Source organism: Pseudomonas sp. P5_A2_2, assembly GCF_054177685.1.
In genome coordinates this window covers 1-2,436 of sequence record NZ_JBGCUL010000694.1, presented here as the reverse complement: position 1 = coordinate 2,436, position 2,436 = coordinate 1, and the positions used below count along the sequence as shown (strand labels likewise).

The window sequence follows — 2,436 nt, the reverse complement described above, 5'->3', positions numbered from 1 at the left end:
GGGGGCGCTGCTCGCCAGTTCCGAATGGTTGTTCAATGCGGTGAAATTCATCGGTGCCGGTTATTTGTTCTACCTGGGCATCAGACAATTGTTCAAAAAGGGCCCGATGCTCCCGGACGGGATTCAGGATAACTTGAAGAAAAGCCGGCCGACTCGCTCCAAACTGTACAAATCGGCCTTCCTGACGGCGGTGACCAACCCCAAGGCGACGATGTTCTTCACCGCGCTGTTTCCGCAGTTCATCGATCAGAGCACGGCATTGCTGCCGCAATTTCTGATCCTGACCTCGATCTTCATGGCATTGTCGGTGTCGTCCCTGAGCCTCTATGCCGCGCTCGCCTCGCRGGCCAAGGGTGTGCTGACCCGGCCTGCGCTGTCCCGCTGGGTTAGCCGGGTGGTGGGGTCGACATTCATCGGTTTCGGTGCTGCCATTCTGACGATGCGGCGGCAGGCGGCGTAAGGGGAGTCGGGCTTGTAACTCCGGTAACAGGAAGGCCGGGGACTGTGAAACTCTGTACGAACCTACCCAGTAAGCGCTTCAAGGAAGATTAAACGGCGCATCATGGGGGAAGCCCTTTACCGGAAAGTATCGGTGAATCGGGTGTTGGATAAGGTTGAAATTACGGAGTAGCCATTCCGTTCAGTGGCGACCGGTTTACTCGCCACTGATTAGATTCGCGTCTTGGAGCATTCACGAGTGACCGCTTTTGGCTGTGCTGCCTTACTTCCCCGTCAGCCCCTGCAGATGTCGGTACCCGGCCGCCTGAGTGAAATCGGCCAAATACCAGATTGCTCCGTTGGCTCCCCATAAGCCGTCGTTGACTTCATCAAGGATGATCGACGTCATGACGATTCTTTGGTCGTTCGCTTCTTTCGACCGGCTTACCGCTTGATGCAAACGCTGTACATAGTCGCCTCGCATGGCCTCGCTCAGTACACCGCTGGGGACTTTGACCTGGATGATGCAAGGAATGGCTTGAGCGCTGACATCCACGCCACCACATGTCCAGGAACCGGAAGCCACTTCTTCAATGAGCGTCCAGCACAGGCTCCGTTGACGTGGATCGCTGCCGATTTGCTCGACCTCGACGGCCACTTTCGTAATCGCTTCGCTAAGCAGTACCCGTTGTTCGCAAGTAAAGGAACCTTGAGGCACTTTGATCAGGATATTTGGCATACAGGTTAACGCTCAATGAAATGGAGTCGTTATTGAGCCAGCACGGAGTCGCTGCAACTAGCGACCGAATCGACATCTTTCGTGCATAATCAGCCAATGAATGATTTTACAATTGTGGTACTTCCTGGCGCCTTTGCCTCCAGTGTCGCACTGACCCTGGATATCCTTTCGACGGCGGCCATCCTCGCCGAGCGATTGGGCACTGCTGTCCCACGTTGGCAAGTCTGTGGGGTGAATACGGATCGCGTTCCCCTCGGCCAAGGCATGCACATTTTGGTTCAGCCCCTGGTTACCAGCCCTGATGACCGCTCATGCTGGATCATCCCAGGCATCGGCATAGCGGACGTCGCCTTGATTGAGCAACGGTTGCAACAGCCGGACATTGCTTTGCTGGTGCCGGCATTACGGGCGCATATGCGGGCTGGTGGTAACGTAGCCGCATCATGTTCTGCGGTATTCGTGTTGCAGGCTGCGAACGTGCTCGCTGGGCGTTGTGTTACCACTTCCTGGTGGATGGCACCCTTGCTCCAGCAGTGGGCGTCGGAGTGCCAGGTAGATGCCGACCGCATGGTGATCTCCGATCCCCCGTTGCTTACCGCAGGCGCAGCGTTAGGTCACAGCGATCTGATGCTGCAACTTCTACGCAGCCATTTCTCCCCGGCATTGGCAAATGCCGTTGCACGAACGCTACTGATAGACGGCCGACAGCTGCAATCGCCCTTCATGGTTCCGGCAATGATGGCTCAGGGAAATGAATTGATCGCAAAGCTGACGGCTCATATCGAAGCCTCACTACCGGCGACCATCAACGTCAGTACACTCGCATTCGACTTTGGCTTGTCAGAGCGAACGTTGTCTCGACACATACACAAGGCTACCGGCTACAGCCCGTTGCGGCTGATCCAGCGTGTCCAGGCCAATAAAGCCCGGGAGCTGCTGGTAAACAGTAAATACTCGGTCGATACCATTGCCGAACGCGTCGGATACCGGGATGCCACGTCTTTGCGGCGATTGATGAAAAAAATGCTTAACGCAACACCCCGGCAATTGCGTTAAGCCGATATGTCTCGCTCCTTTTAAAGTGGTCGATTAAGTAGAAGCAAACGTGCCGCCAGCGCTGTCATAACCGCAGCGAAGCTATAGGCTCCCAGGCGTTTGGAGATCATGCCCTCGCGAAGGCGCATATGCAGCTGTCCGGCACAAAATCCGAGTAGGGCATGAAAGATCAATGCGATAAGTGCAAGCAATAACCCCAAGAA

General features: G+C 55.6%; 3 protein-coding genes and 1 pseudogene. 2 read left to right on the top strand and 2 right to left on the bottom strand.

The window, feature by feature from the left end; all coding sequences use genetic code 11:
- Positions 1-460 (top strand): LysE family translocator (locus ACXRVY_RS24380; RefSeq protein ID WP_458238460.1); only part of this gene is annotated, 460 nt, incomplete at its 5' end.
- A 261-nt stretch (positions 461-721) separates the two neighbouring features.
- On the opposite strand, the gene ACXRVY_RS24375 is transcribed toward ACXRVY_RS24380, so the two are convergent.
- Positions 722-1,177 (bottom strand): tautomerase family protein, encoded by a 456-nt coding sequence (locus ACXRVY_RS24375; RefSeq protein ID WP_223458945.1) that lies wholly within the window; start codon positions 1,175-1,177, stop codon positions 722-724.
- Positions 1,178-1,273: 96 nt separating this feature from the next.
- Between ACXRVY_RS24375 and ACXRVY_RS24370 the strand changes: the two genes are divergently transcribed.
- Positions 1,274-2,233, top strand: coding sequence for a GlxA family transcriptional regulator (locus ACXRVY_RS24370; protein ID WP_223458947.1), 960 nt, complete (start codon positions 1,274-1,276; stop codon positions 2,231-2,233).
- A gap of 20 nt (positions 2,234-2,253) precedes the next feature.
- On the opposite strand, the pseudogene ACXRVY_RS24365 reads toward ACXRVY_RS24370, so the two are convergent.
- Positions 2,254-2,436 (bottom strand): annotated as a pseudogene (locus ACXRVY_RS24365) (LysE family translocator); the annotation flags it as partial.

Coding starts and splice junctions, on each gene's coding strand:
- ACXRVY_RS24375 (WP_223458945.1), bottom strand. CDS start 1,177: ATGCCAAATATCCTGATCAAAGTGCCTCAAGGTTCCTTTACTTGCGAA.
- ACXRVY_RS24370 (WP_223458947.1), top strand. CDS start 1,274: ATGAATGATTTTACAATTGTGGTACTTCCTGGCGCCTTTGCCTCCAGT.